Source organism: Microbacterium invictum, assembly GCF_014197265.1.
Lineage (GTDB): Bacteria > Actinomycetota > Actinomycetes > Actinomycetales > Microbacteriaceae > Microbacterium > Microbacterium invictum.
On the sequence record NZ_JACIFH010000001.1, the window covers coordinates 2,823,534 to 2,839,935 of the forward strand.

Annotated in this window: 10 protein-coding genes; all 10 read right to left on the reverse strand. The window is 65.2% G+C overall.

The features are described from left to right. Nucleotides 1-136 precede the first annotated feature (136 nt). Nucleotides 137-679 (reverse strand): gluconokinase, encoded by a 543-nt coding sequence (locus BKA10_RS13145; protein WP_183501207.1) that lies wholly within the window; start codon nucleotides 677-679, stop codon nucleotides 137-139. Next, entirely contained in the window at nucleotides 679-1,917 is a 1,239-nt protein-coding gene (gene manD / locus BKA10_RS13150) for a D-mannonate dehydratase ManD (protein WP_183500302.1), read from the reverse strand. The genes BKA10_RS13145 and manD overlap by 1 nt, the downstream gene beginning before the upstream one ends. A 43-nt stretch (nucleotides 1,918-1,960) precedes the next feature. Continuing rightward, a complete protein-coding gene (locus tag BKA10_RS13155) occupies nucleotides 1,961-3,286 on the reverse strand; it encodes a mannitol dehydrogenase family protein (protein WP_183500304.1) in 1,326 nt (441 codons plus the stop codon). Then, nucleotides 3,283-4,710 (reverse strand): glucuronate isomerase, encoded by a 1,428-nt coding sequence (gene uxaC, locus BKA10_RS13160; RefSeq protein ID WP_183500306.1) that lies wholly within the window; start codon nucleotides 4,708-4,710, stop codon nucleotides 3,283-3,285. Before uxaC ends, BKA10_RS13155 begins: the two co-directional genes overlap by 4 nt. Next, nucleotides 4,710-8,393 (reverse strand): glycosyl hydrolase 115 family protein, encoded by a 3,684-nt coding sequence (locus BKA10_RS13165; RefSeq protein WP_183500308.1) that lies wholly within the window; start codon nucleotides 8,391-8,393, stop codon nucleotides 4,710-4,712. Before BKA10_RS13165 ends, uxaC begins: the two co-directional genes overlap by 1 nt. Next, entirely contained in the window at nucleotides 8,390-10,489 is a 2,100-nt protein-coding gene (locus BKA10_RS13170) for a beta-galactosidase (RefSeq protein ID WP_183500310.1), read from the reverse strand. Before BKA10_RS13170 ends, BKA10_RS13165 begins: the two co-directional genes overlap by 4 nt. 44 nt (nucleotides 10,490-10,533) lie before the next feature. Further along, a complete protein-coding gene (locus BKA10_RS16965; protein ID WP_183500312.1) occupies nucleotides 10,534-13,104 on the reverse strand; it encodes an alpha-L-rhamnosidase C-terminal domain-containing protein in 2,571 nt (856 codons plus the stop codon). Nucleotides 13,105-13,184: 80 nt separating this feature from the next. Continuing rightward, complete coding sequence (locus BKA10_RS13180; RefSeq protein ID WP_183500314.1) at nucleotides 13,185-14,471, reverse strand: ABC transporter substrate-binding protein; 1,287 nt, start codon at nucleotides 14,469-14,471, stop codon at nucleotides 13,185-13,187. Between the two features lie 53 nt (nucleotides 14,472-14,524). Further along, nucleotides 14,525-15,346, reverse strand: coding sequence for a carbohydrate ABC transporter permease (locus BKA10_RS13185; RefSeq protein WP_183500316.1), 822 nt, complete (start codon nucleotides 15,344-15,346; stop codon nucleotides 14,525-14,527). Beyond that, nucleotides 15,343-16,296, reverse strand: coding sequence for a carbohydrate ABC transporter permease (locus tag BKA10_RS13190; RefSeq protein ID WP_206686878.1), 954 nt, complete (start codon nucleotides 16,294-16,296; stop codon nucleotides 15,343-15,345). The genes BKA10_RS13185 and BKA10_RS13190 overlap by 4 nt, the downstream gene beginning before the upstream one ends. Nucleotides 16,297-16,402: the final 106 nt, after the last annotated feature.

Consider the following 16,402-nt stretch of genomic DNA (forward strand, 5'->3'; position numbering starts at 1 on the left):
GTGGTTCCGCCTAAGACAAGGGATTCGGGGTTCGACCCCACCCCAAAGGCCCACCCTTGACGCCGGAGCACAAGTTCGCGGGTACCGAAGACGGCACGCCCACCTGGGTCGGCAGACCGGCGGCCTCACCCGGTCTTCAGAGACTCCTCGGTTCTAGGGGAGGTCGACCTGCCTCCGTCACGAACGCGGCAACGAGATCGGTGACTGGTCGCGCAACGTCCATAGTCACGCCCTCCTCGTCTACCTGGAGCGGCTCCAGTGTGGCGAATTGTGAGGACAGAAGAGCCGGCGGCATGAAGTGGTTCTGGCGGGCGATGGCGCGCGCTTCCAACATCTCGCGCGAACCGTCAAGGTGTACAAACACAAGCCGCTCCCCGGCAACGGCGCGGAGTCGGTCACGGTAGATTCGGCGTAACGCAGAGCAGGCGACAACTACTCCGCCCTCCTCCGCGGCGCGGGTCAGCGCATCGCCCACGCTGTCGAGCCACGGCCAGCGGTCTGAATCATCGAGCGGAATCCCGGACGCCATCTTGGCGCGGTTCTCAGCCGGATGTAGGTCGTCTGCGTCGATCCACCCGATGCCGAGCTGGTCAGCCAGCGCAGCGGCGAGGGTCGATTTCCCGGACGCTGAGACGCCCATCACGACGATGAGAGGCGGGACAGGTTCGGGTGCGACCATCACCAGTCGTGCACAGTTCCGTCGAGGAGACGGTTGTACGGAAGGTACGCCTGCTCATACGGGTACCTCCCTGCTTCATCGACGTTCAGCTCGACGCCGAGCCCAGGGTTGTCGCCGGGGTGCAGGTAGCCGTCGGTCCAGGTGAAGGACTGCTCGAACACGCGGTCGGTCTTCGCGCCGTGCTTCATGTACTCCTGGATCCCGAAGTTGTGGATCGCGAGACCGAGGTGCATCGCTGCAGCCATGCCCACCGGTGAGATGTCGGTGGGTCCATGCATGCCGGATTTGATCTGGTACATCGCGGCGTAGTCCAGGGTCTTCTTCAGAGCCGTGATGCCGCCCATGTGGGTAACTGCACCGCGGACGTAGTCGATGAGCTGGTCCCGGATGATGTCCTTGAAGTCCCAGACGGTGTTGAAGATCTCACCGATGGCGAGCGGCGTCGTGGTGTGCTGACGCACGAGTCGTAGCGCCTCTTGGTTCTCGGCTGGCGTGCAGTCTTCGAGCCAGAACAGGTCGTACGGTTCCAGATCCTTGCCCAGCCGCGCCGCCTGAATGGGCGTCATACGGTGGTGCCCGTCGTGGAGCAGCGGGATGTCGGGACCGAACTCGTTGCGGACGGCTTCGAATACGCCTGGCAGGTGGTTGAGGTACGCACGCGTGTCCCAGTCCTCTTCGACGGGCTTCGCGCCGCGACGGGCAGGTTCGTGGTCGTAGCGGACGTCGGCGTCACCGACATCGGCGCCCTGAGCGGCGATCCCGTAGATCGCTTGGAGCGTCGGAACCCCGGTCTGGATGCGGATGGCCCGGTAACCCTGCTCCTGATGCGCGCGCACCGAGTCGAACAACTCGGGCAGTTCCTTCCCGGATGCGTGGCCGTATGCCATAAGACCACTCCGGCTCGCTCCACCCAACAGCTGATAGACGGGCATCCCGGCGGCTTTGCCCTTGATGTCCCAGAGCGCCATGTCGACTGCCGCGATGGCGGCCATCGTGACGGGACCGCGCCTCCAGTACGCCGAGCGGTAGAGGAACTGCCACGTGTCTTCGATGCGTGAGGCGTCGGCGCCGATGAGCAGGGGAACGACGTGTTCAGTGAGGTAGGTCACGACGGCGAGTTCGCGCCCGTTGAGTGTGGCGTCCCCGAGCCCGGTGTGCCCCTCGTCGGTCGTGATCTTCAGGGTGACGAAGTTGCGGTCTGGGCTTGTGACGATGACTTCTGCCCGGTCGATGAGCATGAGATTCTCCGATTCTGGTGGGGAGGACGGTGCCTGTGGCGGTTCATGCCGCTGAAGTTGTCCGCAAGCGCGCGATGATGGCGCTGACCTCGCCCACGACACCGTCGGAGCCGAGGGCTGGGTTCAGCTCATCGAGAGCTCGCCGCACTTCGAGTTCCGACGACCCGGCACCTGTGGCGAGGAGGACTGCTGCGATGCCGGTCAGGGCTCCGGAGGGGAGCCGCCCGGCACGCAGCTCGAGGAGGGCAACAGGGACGAGCCGAATCCGAGACTTCGCGAACGCATCCTGTGCGATCTGCGAGAGCCTGTGCGCGATGCGGGGATTTTCGAATCGAGACGTCAGCGACTCCAGGTAGTTGTCGAGGTCCAGGTCCCCAGGAAGGTGCCTGCGCGCTTCCCGCCACCACGCGTCGAGTGCGTTGGCGCACTCCCTGTCTCGCAGCGCCTCATCGACGGTCTCGATGTCCTTCAACCCGCCGAGCGCGGCGAGGACCGTGTGGGCGCCGTTGAGCAGCCAGAGCTTTCGGAGCTCCCACGGTCGGATGTCTGACACGAAGCGCGCACCCGCGGTCTCCCACTGCGGGCGGCCGGAGGGAAACTCACCTTCGAGAACCCAGTCGGAGAATGGCTCGGTGACGACTGGGACCTGGTCCAAGTGGCCCGTCCGCTCCGCAACGTCAGATACATCCGCTGCGGTGAGGCGGGGAGTGATGCGGTCAACAGAGGTCGACACGAAACTGGCTACTTCGTCGATCCACGACGTCTCTGATTCCAGTTGCTGGGCGAGACGGAGACACGCCGCTGCAAGGAGACGACCGTTGTCCGCGAGGTTGTCGCAGGATACGACGGCCAGAGCGGGCGCCCCGGCGCGGTGCCGAGCTCTGAGGCCCGCCACCAGACGTGCGATAGCGCTGGACAGGATCGACGAGTCACCGGCGTGGAGCGCGTCGATGTCCGCGCGAATGACGGGGTCGGTCAGATCCAGTTGCCCATCTGCGCCGAGGCGGTAGCCGCCTTCTGTCACGGTGAGCGTGATGACTGCCACCTCGGGCCTACGCACGATGTCCAGGAAGGACTCGATGTCGTCACCGAGGTGTGCCTCGACGACTGATTCGATGACCTCGAACTCGTCGGTTTCCGAGGAGCGTTGGATCAGCGTGTAGAGGCAGTCCTGCTCTTCAAGCTCGCTGACGATGCCCGCCGAGCGTCCGGCGAATGCGGCGATGCCCCACTCAGGCGCGTCCACAGCGTTGGAGGTGTACCAGGCCTGGTGGGCACGGTGAAACGCTCCCAGCCCCAGGTGGATGATCCGGGCAGGAGGGCGCGGGCGGGTGCGCGCAAGCGCCGTGACGATGCCGGCACTGCTCATAGTTTGAACACTCGCCTCGGTTGGGCCCCGACGATGTCGTCGGCGATCCGCTCTGCGTCGCGTGTTCGGATCCTTCCTTCCACGACCAGACGTGCGAGGAACCCCGCGTCCACTCGACGCGCCGTGTCATGACGGGCGGGGATCGAGAGGAAGGCACGTGTGTCGTCGATGAATCCGGACCCGCGGGAGAAGCCCGCCGTTTCCGTGACCGCCGCCCGGAAGCGAGAGATGGCATCCGGCGCGTCGAGGAACCACCAGGGAGCGCCGATGTAAACGCTCGGATAGAACCCGGCTAGCGGTGCGATCTCTCGGGAGTAGACGGTCTCGTCTACTGCGAAGAGCACGAGATGGAAGTCGCGTTCAAGCCCGAATCGTTCCAGCAGTGGCCGCAGACCATTGACGAAGTCGGTGCGCACGGGGATGTCGTGGCCAGTGTCCGGACCGTGGGCTTGGAAGGTCGCGGAACTGTGGTTGCGGAGCACGCCTGCATGGAGCGTCATGACAAGACCGTCTTCAACGCTCATATTCGCCATCTCCAGGAGCATGTGGCCTCTGAAGACGCGTGCCTCAGCCGGAGTGAGGGTTCCATCGAGCGCGCGTTGGAACAGTCGTCGCGCGTCACTCGGCTCGAGGTCGTGCGTGTACGCCTCCTCGACTCCGTGGTCGGTCGAGACTGCTCCATGGTGGAGGAAGTGCTCGCGGCGGCCTCGCAGTGCGGCAAGGTAGCCCTCGAACGTCGCGGTCTCCTCCGTCAGGGCGAGGAGACGCTCGACGCTGGATCCGAACTGGGTGTTCTCAGGGTCCAGGTAGCGGTCGGGACGGAAGGTTGGAATCACTCGGCCCGGCAGGCCGGACTCTCGTAGGGCGGCGTGGCCCGCCAGATCATCGAGCGGGTCATCCGTTGTTGCGAGGACATCGATCTTGAAGCGTTCGAAGAGCGCGCGGGGGCGGAAGTCGGGGGTGTCCAGTCGGTTCTGAATCTGATTGAAGACGCGGTCGGCGCTGTCCGCGTCGAGCGCTTCGTCGATCTCGAGGACTTGGTCGAGGGCCTCTTCCAGCCAGTAGCCCGAGGCCGTCCCCGCGAACAGGTGCCAGTTCTCGGCGACAATGCGCCACGTCTGCCGGGGATCGCTCGGAGCGCCACCGACGCCGAGCGAGTCGAGCGCGACGCCGGACGCGTGCAGAAGTCTCGTTATGTAGTGATCTTCGGAGATCAGGAGGGACGCGGGGTCCGAGAACGGCTGGTCGTCCACGAGCCACCGTACGGGCACGTGCCCGTGCGGAGACACGATGGGTGCGTGTGCGACGCGTTCGTACAGATCGCGGGCGACAGCGCGGGTGGTCGGATCCGCGGGGAGGAGTCGATCTGGATCTCGCGGTTCGGTGCCTGTGCGCACAGGCGCCCCGGTGTCGTGGGAGTCCATCAGACGTTCCTGGCTGCCAGTCCGCGGGCATCCCGTCGGCTGGCCTTCCATTCGGCGTCGACGGGCGGAAGCTCATCGCCCAGGGTGAGGTAGACGCGATCCACGCGGAACCCTGACTCGCGCCCGAGGATCGTCAGCGTGTGCTCGCCTTCGGTCAGTTCCACGTTGGAGATCTGTGCCCACAGCCAGCGCTGGCGAAGGCCGTACTCGCAGAGTGCGCCGCGCGAGAACTGTTCCTCGATGGGCTGGTGGACACCGTCGACGGCGATGACACACGAGTCGTCGGTGTCGTCGTCGAACTTCACTAGGAGCCACAGCCGATAGATGCCTGCTCGGCTGACACGGATACGGAAGTTGAGTCCCGGGGCGGTGAGCGGGCTATCCCACCGGAGGCCGCGGGGGCGAACGTGCATCGCCAGCCCGGTTCCGTCGGCGGTTTCGGCTTGCGTGTGTGTCCACTGCTCACCGGCGGTGCCGGGGGTAAGCCATGCGCTGTCGCCCTGACTGAGGGCGTTCTCGGCTTCGAACGCGAGGATGCCATCAGACTCCACCACGGCGCCCGCGTGGAGCGCTCCGATGACGTCTTTACCTCCAGCGCCAGTCGTGTATGCCACGGCCTCGCCGGACCGAAGCTGAGGCACCGAGAGAGGAAGCCTGAAAGTCGTATCGCCGTCCCAGAAGGCACGGTCGGCGTACGTCTGATCTGGATGTGGCAAGTCCGACGGAGAGAATCGATAGAGCTCAGCCGCCTCGGTGAGAATCCGCGAGGAGCTCACATCCGCCGGATCTGGATCCGGTTCAGTTTGCTTCGGCCTGTCGCTGCGCACGCTGAAGTCGGGCCCGAGATTGGTGGGACGACGATCCCCGGTGTAGAGGACGAGCTTCGAGAACGCCACGTGATCGTCCACGGCATGCAGTGTGAGGACGTGCGGGCCAGCATCCATCCACGGCAGTCGCAGGCTGAGCCGTTCGACGTTGTCCTGGATCGCCGCCGACCACGACCCGCGATGCTCGTCCGTCGTTTCCGTCTCGACGGTCACCGGAACTCCGCCGTCGACACTGACACCGACGCGGATGCGTCCGATGGAGTTCAGAGTGGGCAGGCGGTGGAGCTCAAGTTCGTGGGAGCCGGCCGTAACCAGGTGGAAGTTGAAGTTGAGCGTCGCGTCCCCGGCGCCACCGGACTCCCGAACCGGTTGAGGCTCGATGACGCCGTTCGAGTAGCGACCCAGGTGCGGAGTACTTACCCATCGTGACTTCGCGCCGTCCCGCGAAGAGTCAGGTCGAGTCGGATCGATGCTGATGAAGCTGTCCGCCTCAAGCCAGCCGCGATAGTCGAGCGCGACATCCGCGGCCTCGGAGAGCGTGACGGTGACCGTTCGCACAGTACCCAGGCTCGGGGATGACACGCGGATACGACCGGTTCGCGGCAGAGTTCGTTCGGCGTGACGGACTCTCACCGGGATGCGGACCTCGGTCTCGACGGATCCCTCGTGCCGACCGACTTCGATCCACGGGTCGGCCTGAATCTCGTAGTCTAGGACGCCGCCGCCCGTGTTGTGGACTTCAATCCACTTCGTCTCTGTGCCATGCGGTGAGAAGGTCAGTCGAGATCCCGCACCCTCGGTGCCCCAGACGACTACTCCGAGACCCGGTGTCCCGATTTCGAGGGCAGGGGTGGCAGCGGGGTGCAGCGGCATCACGGGTGGGGGGAACGCATGCGGCGTGAACATGCCGCTCCAGCGACCGTCTGACATCACATGGTTGTAGTGGTGGATGAGTGTGCGCGCGGACTCTGCGAACGCGCGTGAGACGTCCAAGTAGCGGTCAGCCGATGAGGGCTTCCCTTGGGCAGCGGACCTGGTGCTGCGGTCGGCGTAGTAGAACTCGGCGTTGGTGAAATACGCCAGGTGGATCTTGACTGCGAAGAGCTGGAAGAACGCGTCCCTCTCGTCCTCCGGAAGGCCCAGGAGAATCTCGTTCGTCTCGTCGTAGAGGCGACGGAACGCGCGCAGACGTCGTCCTGCCTCGTCACCGTACCCGGTCTGGGGGAACACATCCGAGGTGAGGTGTTCGATCTTTCGCTGGTTGTTGAGTTGGTAGTAGGCGGCGTAGATCGTGCCTGCGCGGTCACCGTGGCGGCCAGTGAACTTGCTGTCGATCCACTGTGCGACGAACGCGGGGACGTCCGCCGTCGTCGTTTCCTTGCCGGCCTCCCACGCGCTCCGGAGGAAGAACTCCATCTCGATCTCGAGCGGCTTGAGGCCTCCGATGTTGTCTACCCACAGGCGACGGATGCCACCTTCCCATGCCCGGCGGAGTTCGGCCTTCATGAGGGCGAGCGGTGTCGAGGAGGTCGCGAGATAGCTTGTGATGTAGTTCGACCAGTAGGACGAGTGGTAGTAGAGCCCGTGACCGCCGCTGCGGTCGCGCTCCTCCTCGCGCGGGAGGCGGCGAATGTGCCCGAAGCTGTCGTTGGCCCAGACGACCGTCACGTCGTCGGGGACCTGCAACCCCGCGTCGTAGAGCGGGAGCACTTCCTTGTAGGGGATGAACAGCTGTGGAATCTCGGTGGGGTCTGCGCCGAGTTCTACTGAAAGCAGCGTGCGCTGGTCCTGGATGATCTTCTCCAGGAGGGCCACCCGTGCGGTGAGCTTCTCATCGTCGTTCAGCGTGCCATCGTCGTCGATGGCTGCCGTGATGAAGCCAGAGTCGTGGACTCCACGCATCCCGACCGTCCACGTCACCTCGTAGTCGCGGTTCTGCTGCACGCTCTCACGCCAGTAGTCCTGCAGCAACTCTCGATTTCGACCCTCGATGGAGTAGTCGTACCGCACGTCCTCGCCTCGACGGGCGACCCAGGGACGGAACTCGTGCTCGTTGCTGCGCAGGAGCATGTCGCAGTGCTGGGTGCCGACAATCACCCCCATCTCGTCGGCGAGGCGCCCGTTCTCGAGATCGTCGTTGAAGGCGCCGACGTGCATGGCAGCCCAGAGGTAGTTGCCCTTTAGCCTCAGGATCAGTTCGAAGATGCGCTCGTACGCGACGGGGCCGATGGTCCCGTCAGGCGTGTGCGCCTGAGCCCAGTGATAGAACTCTTCTTCATCGTTGAGAAAGATGCCGCGGAGCCGGACCGACGGCCAGTCGACGTGGTGTGTGTCAGATGCGACGGCGATACGGTCGCGCTGGCGAATGGGCACGTCGCCCCACCAATGCCAGGGCGAGACGCCCAGCTCTTCGACGAAGTCGTAGACCGCGTACACGGTGCCGCGCCGATCTGCGCCGACGAGGAAGAGCACGTCATCCACAACGGAGACGAGGAACGCTTCCCAGCGCAGCTCGCCATCGTCATCGCGAAGCGCGGAAACGTCGAGGCGTCCAGCGGAGATGGCAGCGTCGACTGCGGGAGAAGTCCCGATTGTCCCGACGATGATTCGCTCGGCCGAAGAGCCGTCGGAGAGCGATGGCTCTGCGCCGGACACCGTTCGGATGTCCTTGGCGAGGTCCATCGCAGCGCGGTGAACGGCTGGATCCTCATGGTCTGAGATCGCGATCTCGAGCGGACGTCCTCGCGTTGCGACGGCGAAGCCGCCGGCCGGGTCCGTCAAGACGTAGCTGGTCCGCGACTGCTGCTCAGCCTTGACCGCGGGCTGTTCCGTGGCGACTGTCGTTCGGAGGTTCATGACCGGGCATCCGAGCTGGACGAGGAGACCTCGACGACCCGCACTTCGCCGACGGCGAGTAGTTCGGAGCTGCCGACCCGTTCTCCGGTGAGGAGGTCCACCCCTTCGACGCCGGCTCCTCCCGGGACGTCCCCGTGGTTGATCTGAACGACGAAGGTCCGGTCTTCGCCGAAGCGCGTCACCGTTTCGATGTCGGACACGGGCGAGTACGGCAGCCCCGCAGCGCCGAGCACTCCGACGACGAAGCCGTCGAGATCGTCGCCGTCCAGGGCTGTAGACACGTACCAGGCGGTGCCGTCGCCGAAAGAGTTGCGCGTGATGGCGGGGCCGCCAGCTGCGGGGCCCTCGTTGTACGAGGTAACGGTGACGGCACCTCTCAAAGTGATGTCGTCGCTCCAGACTCTGCCGTGGGCCCCATCCTGGAGCGCTACTCTTTCCCCTTCTCGCAGAGGCAGGAACTCCTCTACGACCAGTCCGAGCACGTCGCGCAGCTGGCCCGGGTAGGCACCGTAGGGCACGTCGTCGCTCGTGGACACGATGCCGGAGAAGAACGATGCGGCGAAGTGTCCGCCGGCGGCGACGAAGGAGCGGATGTTCTCGGCCGCGTCGTCATCGAGCAGGTAGGAGGCGGGCGCGAACAGCACGTCGTAGGTGCCCAGGTCCGCGGCGGGGTGAACGAAGTCGACAGTGATGCCGCGACGCCACAGTGCTGCGTAGAAGGCTTCGATGCGTTCGCGGTGGTCGAGGTCGGCGGAAGGCCGGAAGTCGAGGTCCTGAGCCCAGAACGACGCCCAGTCCCATGCGATGGCGACTCGTGCATGTGCGCGTGAGCCGAGGAGCGGGGAGAGCGCGGCGACATCGCCGCCGAGGCGAACGGCTTCGCGCCACTTGCGGGAGTCCTCGCCTGCCTGAGGAATGAGGGCGGAGTGGAACTTTTCGGCGCCCTTCCTCCCGGCTCGAATCTGGAAGAAGAGCGTGGCGTCGGCGCCCCGTGCGACGTGCGCGAGGGTGTTGCGACGCATCTCGCCGGGACGCTTGGCGATGTTGCGGGGCTGCCAGTTCACGGCCGAGGTCGAGTGCTCCATGAGAATCCATGGCTTGCCGTGCGCGAGGGAGCGGCAGAGATCGGCAGACCTCGAGAGGTGGATGTGGTTGTCGGCCTGCTCGCCAATCAGGTAGTGGTCATTAGCGATGATGTCGACCTCGTCAGCCCACGCCCACAGGTCGACGCTCGGGCACGTGATGGCCATGAAGTTCGTCGTGATCGGCTGGGTGGAGTGCTCACGGATCGCGTCGCGCTCGTTTCGATAGCACTCGAGGAGCGCCTCCGAGCTGAATCGGGCGAAGTCGAGGCGCTGTGCAGGGTTCGTGACAACCGCTGTCGCCCGAGGCGCGTCGATCTCGTCCCATTCGCCGTACCTCTGTCCCCAGAACGCGGTCCCCCAGGCGTCGTTGAGGCCCTCCAGGTCGGTGTACCGCTGGCGCAGCCATTCGCGGAAGGCGATGACCGACGCGTCGTCGTAGCTTTCGCTGACGGGGGTGCCGTACTCGTTGTGAACGTGCCAGAGGACGACGGCCGGGTGAGAGGCGTATCTGGCGGCGAGACGCGACGCGATGGCGCGGGAGGCCTTCCGATACTCAGGCGAGCTCGGGCTCACGATCCCGCGCGATCCGAAGGCGAGTGGGATGCCCTCTCGGGTGACGGCGCGTGCGTGCGGGTACTTGCGGTAGAACCAGGCAGGTGGTGATGCTGTCGGCGTGGCGAGGTCGACGTCGATTCCCGCCTTCCAGAGCAGGTCGATGATGTCGTCCAGGAAGCTGAAGTCGTAGACACCTTCGCGTGGCTCGAGGAGGGCCCACGAGAAGATGCCGATGCTCACAAGGTTGACGCCCGCCTCACGCATGAGTCGGATATCTTCGTCCCACGTTTCCCGGGGCCACTGCTCCGGGTTGTAGTCGCCCCCGAACCGAATGGTGCGACTCCCCGGAATCCACCGGTGCGTATCTTCGTCGACGAGCAGCGTGGCATCAGCTGCGGAGTCGATCTGACCGGTGGCGGTGGCGTGCTGCACGGGGGTTCCTGTCTGGTGTGTCATGGGTGCGAGTCGGTCCGGGATGGATGGAAGTGGCGCGGACCGGGTCAGGTTCGAACGGTGAATCGGCCCGCGGGCACCTCGAACTCGAGGTACGGAGTAGTCGGGTCCGACTGGGCGATGAGGTCGATGGGGCCACCGTCGACCTCGACTCCTTGCAGCCGAGCGGACTCCGCGTCTGCTGCGGGTACGCGGACGATCCCAGAGGTGCCCGCCGGCGCTTCGAGTTCGAGTTCGAGGCGTCCGTCGACTTGTTTCCAGGAGACGTGGATCGGTCCGGCGGGCGTGGGGACCTGGGCACGCGCCCAGTCCAGGGAGGCCGGCTGGGGTTCGATGATCCAGGTGTGGAACCCGGCGGATGTTGGGCGAACCCCGGCGATGTACGAGGTGAGTGCAACGCTCGCGCCGCTGGCCCATCCGTGAGCGAGGCTTGTCGTGGCGCCGAATCCGGGTGAGCCATCGGTGGCCACGAGTTCCCAGGCGGTCCCGACAGCGTGCGGGTCCGAACGCGACATGTGGCCCCACAGGTCGTGCACGAGTGCCAGCGCGTCGTCGGTCAGCCCCGCCTCGAAAAGCGCAGTGAGATGGCTGCCCGACACGTATGGGCTGATGTCGGTGCGGAATCCGGTTTGGGTGTTGAACGGCGAGAACCCGAACGGTGTCCGAGGAAGCGCCTCGGCGAGGGCACGCAGGAGCGAAACGGCATCGCCCTCCGGCACGACCCCGGCGACAACGGCCAATGCGTTGGCGTCCTGGGCTACGCCAGCGCGCCGGTCCTCGGAGAGCACGTAGAGGTGACGCTCTGGATCGTACAGGTGAGCGTTGATGGCGGTCTTGAGGTTGGTGGCTCGCGCCCGCAGCGTCGCCGACAGCTCCACCTCGTCGATGGCCGCTGCCAGATCGGCGGCGAACAGCAGTGACTGATAGCAGGTGATGTTGTACGCCGTGACTGCGCCGGTCTTGGCCCCGTCGTACCAGTCCCAGTCGAGACCGTTGGACTCGTCCGTGATGACAAGGCCGCGGAAGTCGATGAGTGAGCGGTCGTAGTCCAGTTGGCGCAGAATCGCCGGCCATTGTTCGCGGACGAAGTCGACATCGCCGGTGTAGAGATGGTGCAACGCGACGTTGATGATCTGGTGCATCGAGTACGCGGCGGAGTAGGTCTGCCCGTGTTGTGGCGCCACCGCCAATGGCATCAGAGGAGGCACTCGTGCAGCTGACTGTCCCGTCGGCTCCTGGTAGCCGTTGAGGAGTTCGATGGATCCGCGGACGTACTCCTCGGCGCCAGTGGTGTGGAACACGTTGGGGATCTGTACGAGCAGGTCTCCGCTCCAGACCGTGCGGTCCCTCTTCCCACCGTCGAGGATCACGGGTAGCGGGTCGGGCGAATCGACCCCGTCGCCGACGAAGCTCTCGAGGATCGCTGAGTTATCCAGCGCGTTCGCGAAGAGAGTCCGGCCGTCTGCGTCGGTGATGGTCAGGTGGCGGAAGCGGGCGTGCTCGACGTCGATGCGGCTGGTGCCCCACATGGCGTGGAATCCGAATGAGCCCGAGGTGAGGAGGTTCGCGGTCGCGTCGAGGTCCGCGACCTCGAAGGATCCGACGGTCTCCGCGTCCACGGTCACCGTGAGTCGGGAGCCGACAACGGTCGTGGTTACGCGGTGCCAGTCGGAGGCGGCGAAAGGAGTGCTCAGCTCGACGTGAGCCAGGCGCGAGTAGCGACGGACCGTGTCTTGCGGGCGGTCCTCGTAGCCGTCGTCGAAGGTGACGAGCTCGAAGGAGTCGATGCGCCCGTCGGTCGCGCGGAGGGTGCACAGGTATCCGCGAGCTCCGTCTTCCTGGGCGCGGACTACCCAGCCGATGGCACGCTCGACGAGCTGCGCCTCGAACGTGACAGTGACGTCCTGCCAGTCGGTTCCGTCGGCGATGACGGCGAGAGTGCCGCCCTTGACTCGGAGCACGCTGTCGTCGATCCGCCAGGCCGTCGGCAGGGTGTTGGCGGGGAGCTGGTTGATCTGGACCGTGTACGCGCCCTCGTACCAGACCCGATTGAGTTCTTCTGAGCTGGAGACGAACCATCCTGCATAGTCGTCGGGCGTGGCCGCATAGGCGGCGAATCGCATACCAGCGCTGCTGATGGTGACGGCGCCGGGTGATTCCAGCGCTACTCGCTGGTATCGCTGGCCGCCTTGAATGAGACCTGAGGTGAGCCGTCCGCTGCCGGTGGCGGTGATGATCTCCACGCGGCTGCGGTTGGCGCTGTCGTTGTGGCTTCCGTGGTCGTCGCCGTCGGGGCCGGTCCAGGCTCCGCTCTCCGTGTACGAGACGCGGACTGCGGGCTCGTTGGCCACGCGGGACAACTCAAGCCAGGGCACGCCGGCCACTTCCCGCCCGTAATCGAAGACGAGGCTTGGAGCGGGACCGTCCGGGTTGAAGGTGAGCGTGAGATCCCCGGTGCCGGCGAGGAACTCTTCGACGCCGGAGACGTCACCGGTGATCTCGCGGACGGCGACCGGCGTGACATCAGGTGTGCGCGGCCCGAGCACGTAGGGGTGCCAGTCAGTGTCGAGTGGAAGTGCTTCTGCCGTTCCACGGTCGGGGCTTCGTACGTCGCTCACTGCTGGCCTATCCGGAAGAGTCGAGTCGGGTCGGGCAGGGTTGCGGGTCCCTCGGAAGGAGCCGAGGGACCCGCAAGGTCCTACTGGGCCGCGTACGCGGCATCCATGTTGTTCAGGACGTCGGTGGTGGTTGCCTGTCCGTTGAACATCGCCTGCACGCCGTCGAAGAGGGCGGGCTGGACGGTGGGGTTGGGCCATAGACGGTCGGGGAACGTGGTGATCTTCCCGTCGGTGACGAAGGCCGAGGCCACTTCGACGACCTGGCTGTCCTGCGTCAGGTCTCCGGGCATGGCGGCGGTGTCGCCGAACGCGTCGGCGAAGAGGATCTGCGCTTCGGGTGTCGCGAGGTAGGCCAGGAACTCCTTCGCCTCGTCGGAGTGCTCCGACGCCGCGTTGACTCCGTAGGCCGGGCCGACCGAGGTGGGAAGAAACAGGTCCGCCGGGTCGTCGGTGGCCGGGAAGGGCGTATAGGTCAGCTCGACGTCGTCGGGCGCACCCGTCTTGATGGACTTGGTCTCGGAGGAGATGCTGACGGTCGCGAGCGTATTACCCGCACGGATCTCGTCCTGAACCTGTGCGTACGGGGTGCCGACCGGGGAGGCGTTGAAGCATCCGGCGTCGCTCATCTCGCTGTACGCGTCGAGAGCCTGAACCCAGGCCGAGTCGACGAACGAGGCGTCGCCAGCGGCCTGCTCGGACACGAAGTCGGGGTTGGCGCCGTAGACGAGCGTCGACGTCAGGGCGTACGGGATGAGCTGGCTCGTCCACACGTCCGACAAGCCGAGACCGTAGGCGACCTTGCCAGCCGCCGTCGCATCCGCGCAGAAGTCGAGCACTCCGCTCCAGGTGTCCGGGATCTCGAGTCCGGCGGCGTCGACGGCTGTCTGGTTGTAGATGCCGCCGATGGACGCGAACACCATCGGGACGGCAACGAGCAGACCGTCGTCTGTCGAGAGCTGCTCGCGGGCGGCTTCCGGAACGTCAGCCCCCCAGGACTCGTCGGCCAGGTCGAGGTAGTAGCCTTCGGCGCCGGCTACGCGGGCGCTGATGGCGTTGCCACCCCCCGGCGGGATCTGGATGACATCGGGGGCTGTGCCACCGACGAGCTGCGTGCCGATGAGTTCGCGGTACGCGCCAGAGTCGGCAGGCGTGTCGACTCGTTCGACCGTGAACCCGGGGTCAGTTGCGTTGAACGCCTCAACCACTGCGTCAATGGCGGGTCCGTTGGCTGCGAGGGTGACGACGGCGCCATCTCCTCCGTCGCTGCCTTCCGGCTCATCCGAGGTTGAGCATCCGGTGAGGGCGAGGCCCAAGAGCGCGATGGCTGCGACTCCGGTGACCAGCCCACGCTGTGTCTTCACTGACATTCGACTTGCCTTTCGTTGTGATTCGGGTGTGGTGCAGACGGCTGAGCGGGTGCTCAACCCTTCAGGCCTGTTGCGAAACCCTTCATGATGAAGCGCTGCATCAGGAAGTAGGCGATGAGGATGGGGAAGATCGACGCCAGCAGGGCGGAGAAGACGAGCGACCAGTCGGCGCTGTACTCGCTAACGAAGGCATACACCGACAGCGGTGCTGTGCGACTGCTGCTGCCCGACAGGTAGAGGAGCGGGTGAAGAAAGTCGTTCCAGATCGCCAGGGCGGCCAGAATCGCGACCGTTCCGGAAACCGGGCGGAGAAGGGGGAACACAATCGACATGAACGCGCGCAAGGGTTTTGCGCCGTCCAGCAGGGCCGCTTCTTCGTAGTCTCGCGGGAGATCGCGGAGGAAAGCGCTGTAGAGGAAGATCGCAAACGGTAGGAAACCGGCGACGTTGATGACGATGATGGATATCGGGTTACCGACGAGCTTCAACTGAGCGAACGTGAGGTACAGCGGAAGCAGCGCGAGCTGACCGGGGAAGAGGAATCCCGTGAGGAATAGGTAGAAGGCGCCCTTCGACCAATACTGGGTGCGGCGGGTGATCGTGTACGCGGCGATGGAGGACACCGCGAGGATGAGCACGACGGAGACGGTCGTGATCCAGATCGAGTTGATGATGCTGGGGCCCATCTTCGATTCCACCCACGCGGTGACGAGGTTGCCGAAGTTGAGCGGCCAGGTGAAGCCGAGGAAGCCGGGGACCGCGTTCGGGTCCCGGAGCGCCACGGCGACCAGCACGAACATGGGCACCATGAAGAGTGCGCCGAAGGCGATGAGGACGACTTCGAGGATGAAGGTGCGCCAGGTGTAGCGGTTCATGCGAGCGCCTTCCGCTGCGTGAGTCGGAACTGGAAGAACCCGATGACGCCGACGAGCACAGTCAGCACGACGCCTTGAGCCAGTGCGTTCGGGTATTGCAGGTAGACGAAGGCGGTCTTGTAGATGATGGTCGCCATCGTTTCGCTGGCTCCCGAGGGGCCACCTCCGGTCATCGCGAAGACGGTGTCGAACTGCTTCAAGTTGCCGATGACGGCAATGAGCATGTTCACGACGATGGCTCCGTTGATGAGCGGCAGCGTGATCGACCACGTCCGTCGGATGGGACCGGCGCCGTCGATGGCGGCAGCCTCCAGAGCGTCCGTGGGGACGCCCTGCAGTCCGGCGAGGTAGATGACCATCGAGTAGCCGGCGCCCTGCCAGATGATGACAGCGCAGATGGAGAAGACGACGATGTTGGGGTCTCCGAGCCAGTTCTGCTGGAGGGCGCCGAGACCGACCGATTCGAGGAGATTGTTGATAGTTCCGGTCGGCGTCATCAGGTACTTCCACAGGTACCCGGCGACGATGGGCGTCAGGACCACGGGGAGGAAGAAGACGAGCCGCAGCACATACCGGCTCTTGACCATTGTGTTCAGGCCGAGCGCGAGAAGCAGTCCCAGCAAGTTCTGGCCGAGCGAGACGATGATCGTGATCACGAAGGTGTTCGTGATGGCGCGCAGAGAGTTCGGATCGGAGAGGACGGCCGCATAGTTGGCGAACCCCTGGAAGCTCCAGTCAAGGCTACGGCCATTCCAGTCCGTGAAGGAGTAGAAGATGCCCTGACCGTTCGGCCACAGGACGACCAGCAGGTAGAGCACAAGTGCGGGGATGAGGAACCACGCCGGCGGCCGGACCCCACTCGAAACCTTGCGGGTTCGAGCGCGTTTGGATGCGGGCTGCTGTGGTTCCGCCTCCATCGCTCCTGCGGGCGAGTTGAGTGCGACGGTCATGGCGTCGGGCGCCGATCACGTGTGAGAGTACTCAGGACACTCATCTCCTTCGATGACGTAGTCGCGGTGCGAGCTGCGTTGCTTGATGTGTTGGACCTACTGCAAG

Coding starts and splice junctions, on each gene's coding strand:
- BKA10_RS13145 (WP_183501207.1), bottom strand. CDS start 679: ATGGTCGCACCCGAACCTGTCCCGCCTCTCATCGTCGTGATGGGCGTC.
- BKA10_RS13185 (WP_183500316.1), bottom strand. CDS start 15,346: ATGAACCGCTACACCTGGCGCACCTTCATCCTCGAAGTCGTCCTCATC.
- BKA10_RS13155 (WP_183500304.1), bottom strand. CDS start 3,286: ATGAGCAGTGCCGGCATCGTCACGGCGCTTGCGCGCACCCGCCCGCGC.
- manD (WP_183500302.1), bottom strand. CDS start 1,917: ATGCTCATCGACCGGGCAGAAGTCATCGTCACAAGCCCAGACCGCAAC.
- BKA10_RS13170 (WP_183500310.1), bottom strand. CDS start 10,489: ATGACACACCAGACAGGAACCCCCGTGCAGCACGCCACCGCCACCGGT.
- BKA10_RS13190 (WP_206686878.1), bottom strand. CDS start 16,296: ATGACCGTCGCACTCAACTCGCCCGCAGGAGCGATGGAGGCGGAACCA.
- uxaC (WP_183500306.1), bottom strand. CDS start 4,710: ATGGACTCCCACGACACCGGGGCGCCTGTGCGCACAGGCACCGAACCG.
- BKA10_RS13180 (WP_183500314.1), bottom strand. CDS start 14,471: ATGTCAGTGAAGACACAGCGTGGGCTGGTCACCGGAGTCGCAGCCATC.
- BKA10_RS13165 (WP_183500308.1), bottom strand. CDS start 8,393: ATGAACCTCCGAACGACAGTCGCCACGGAACAGCCCGCGGTCAAGGCT.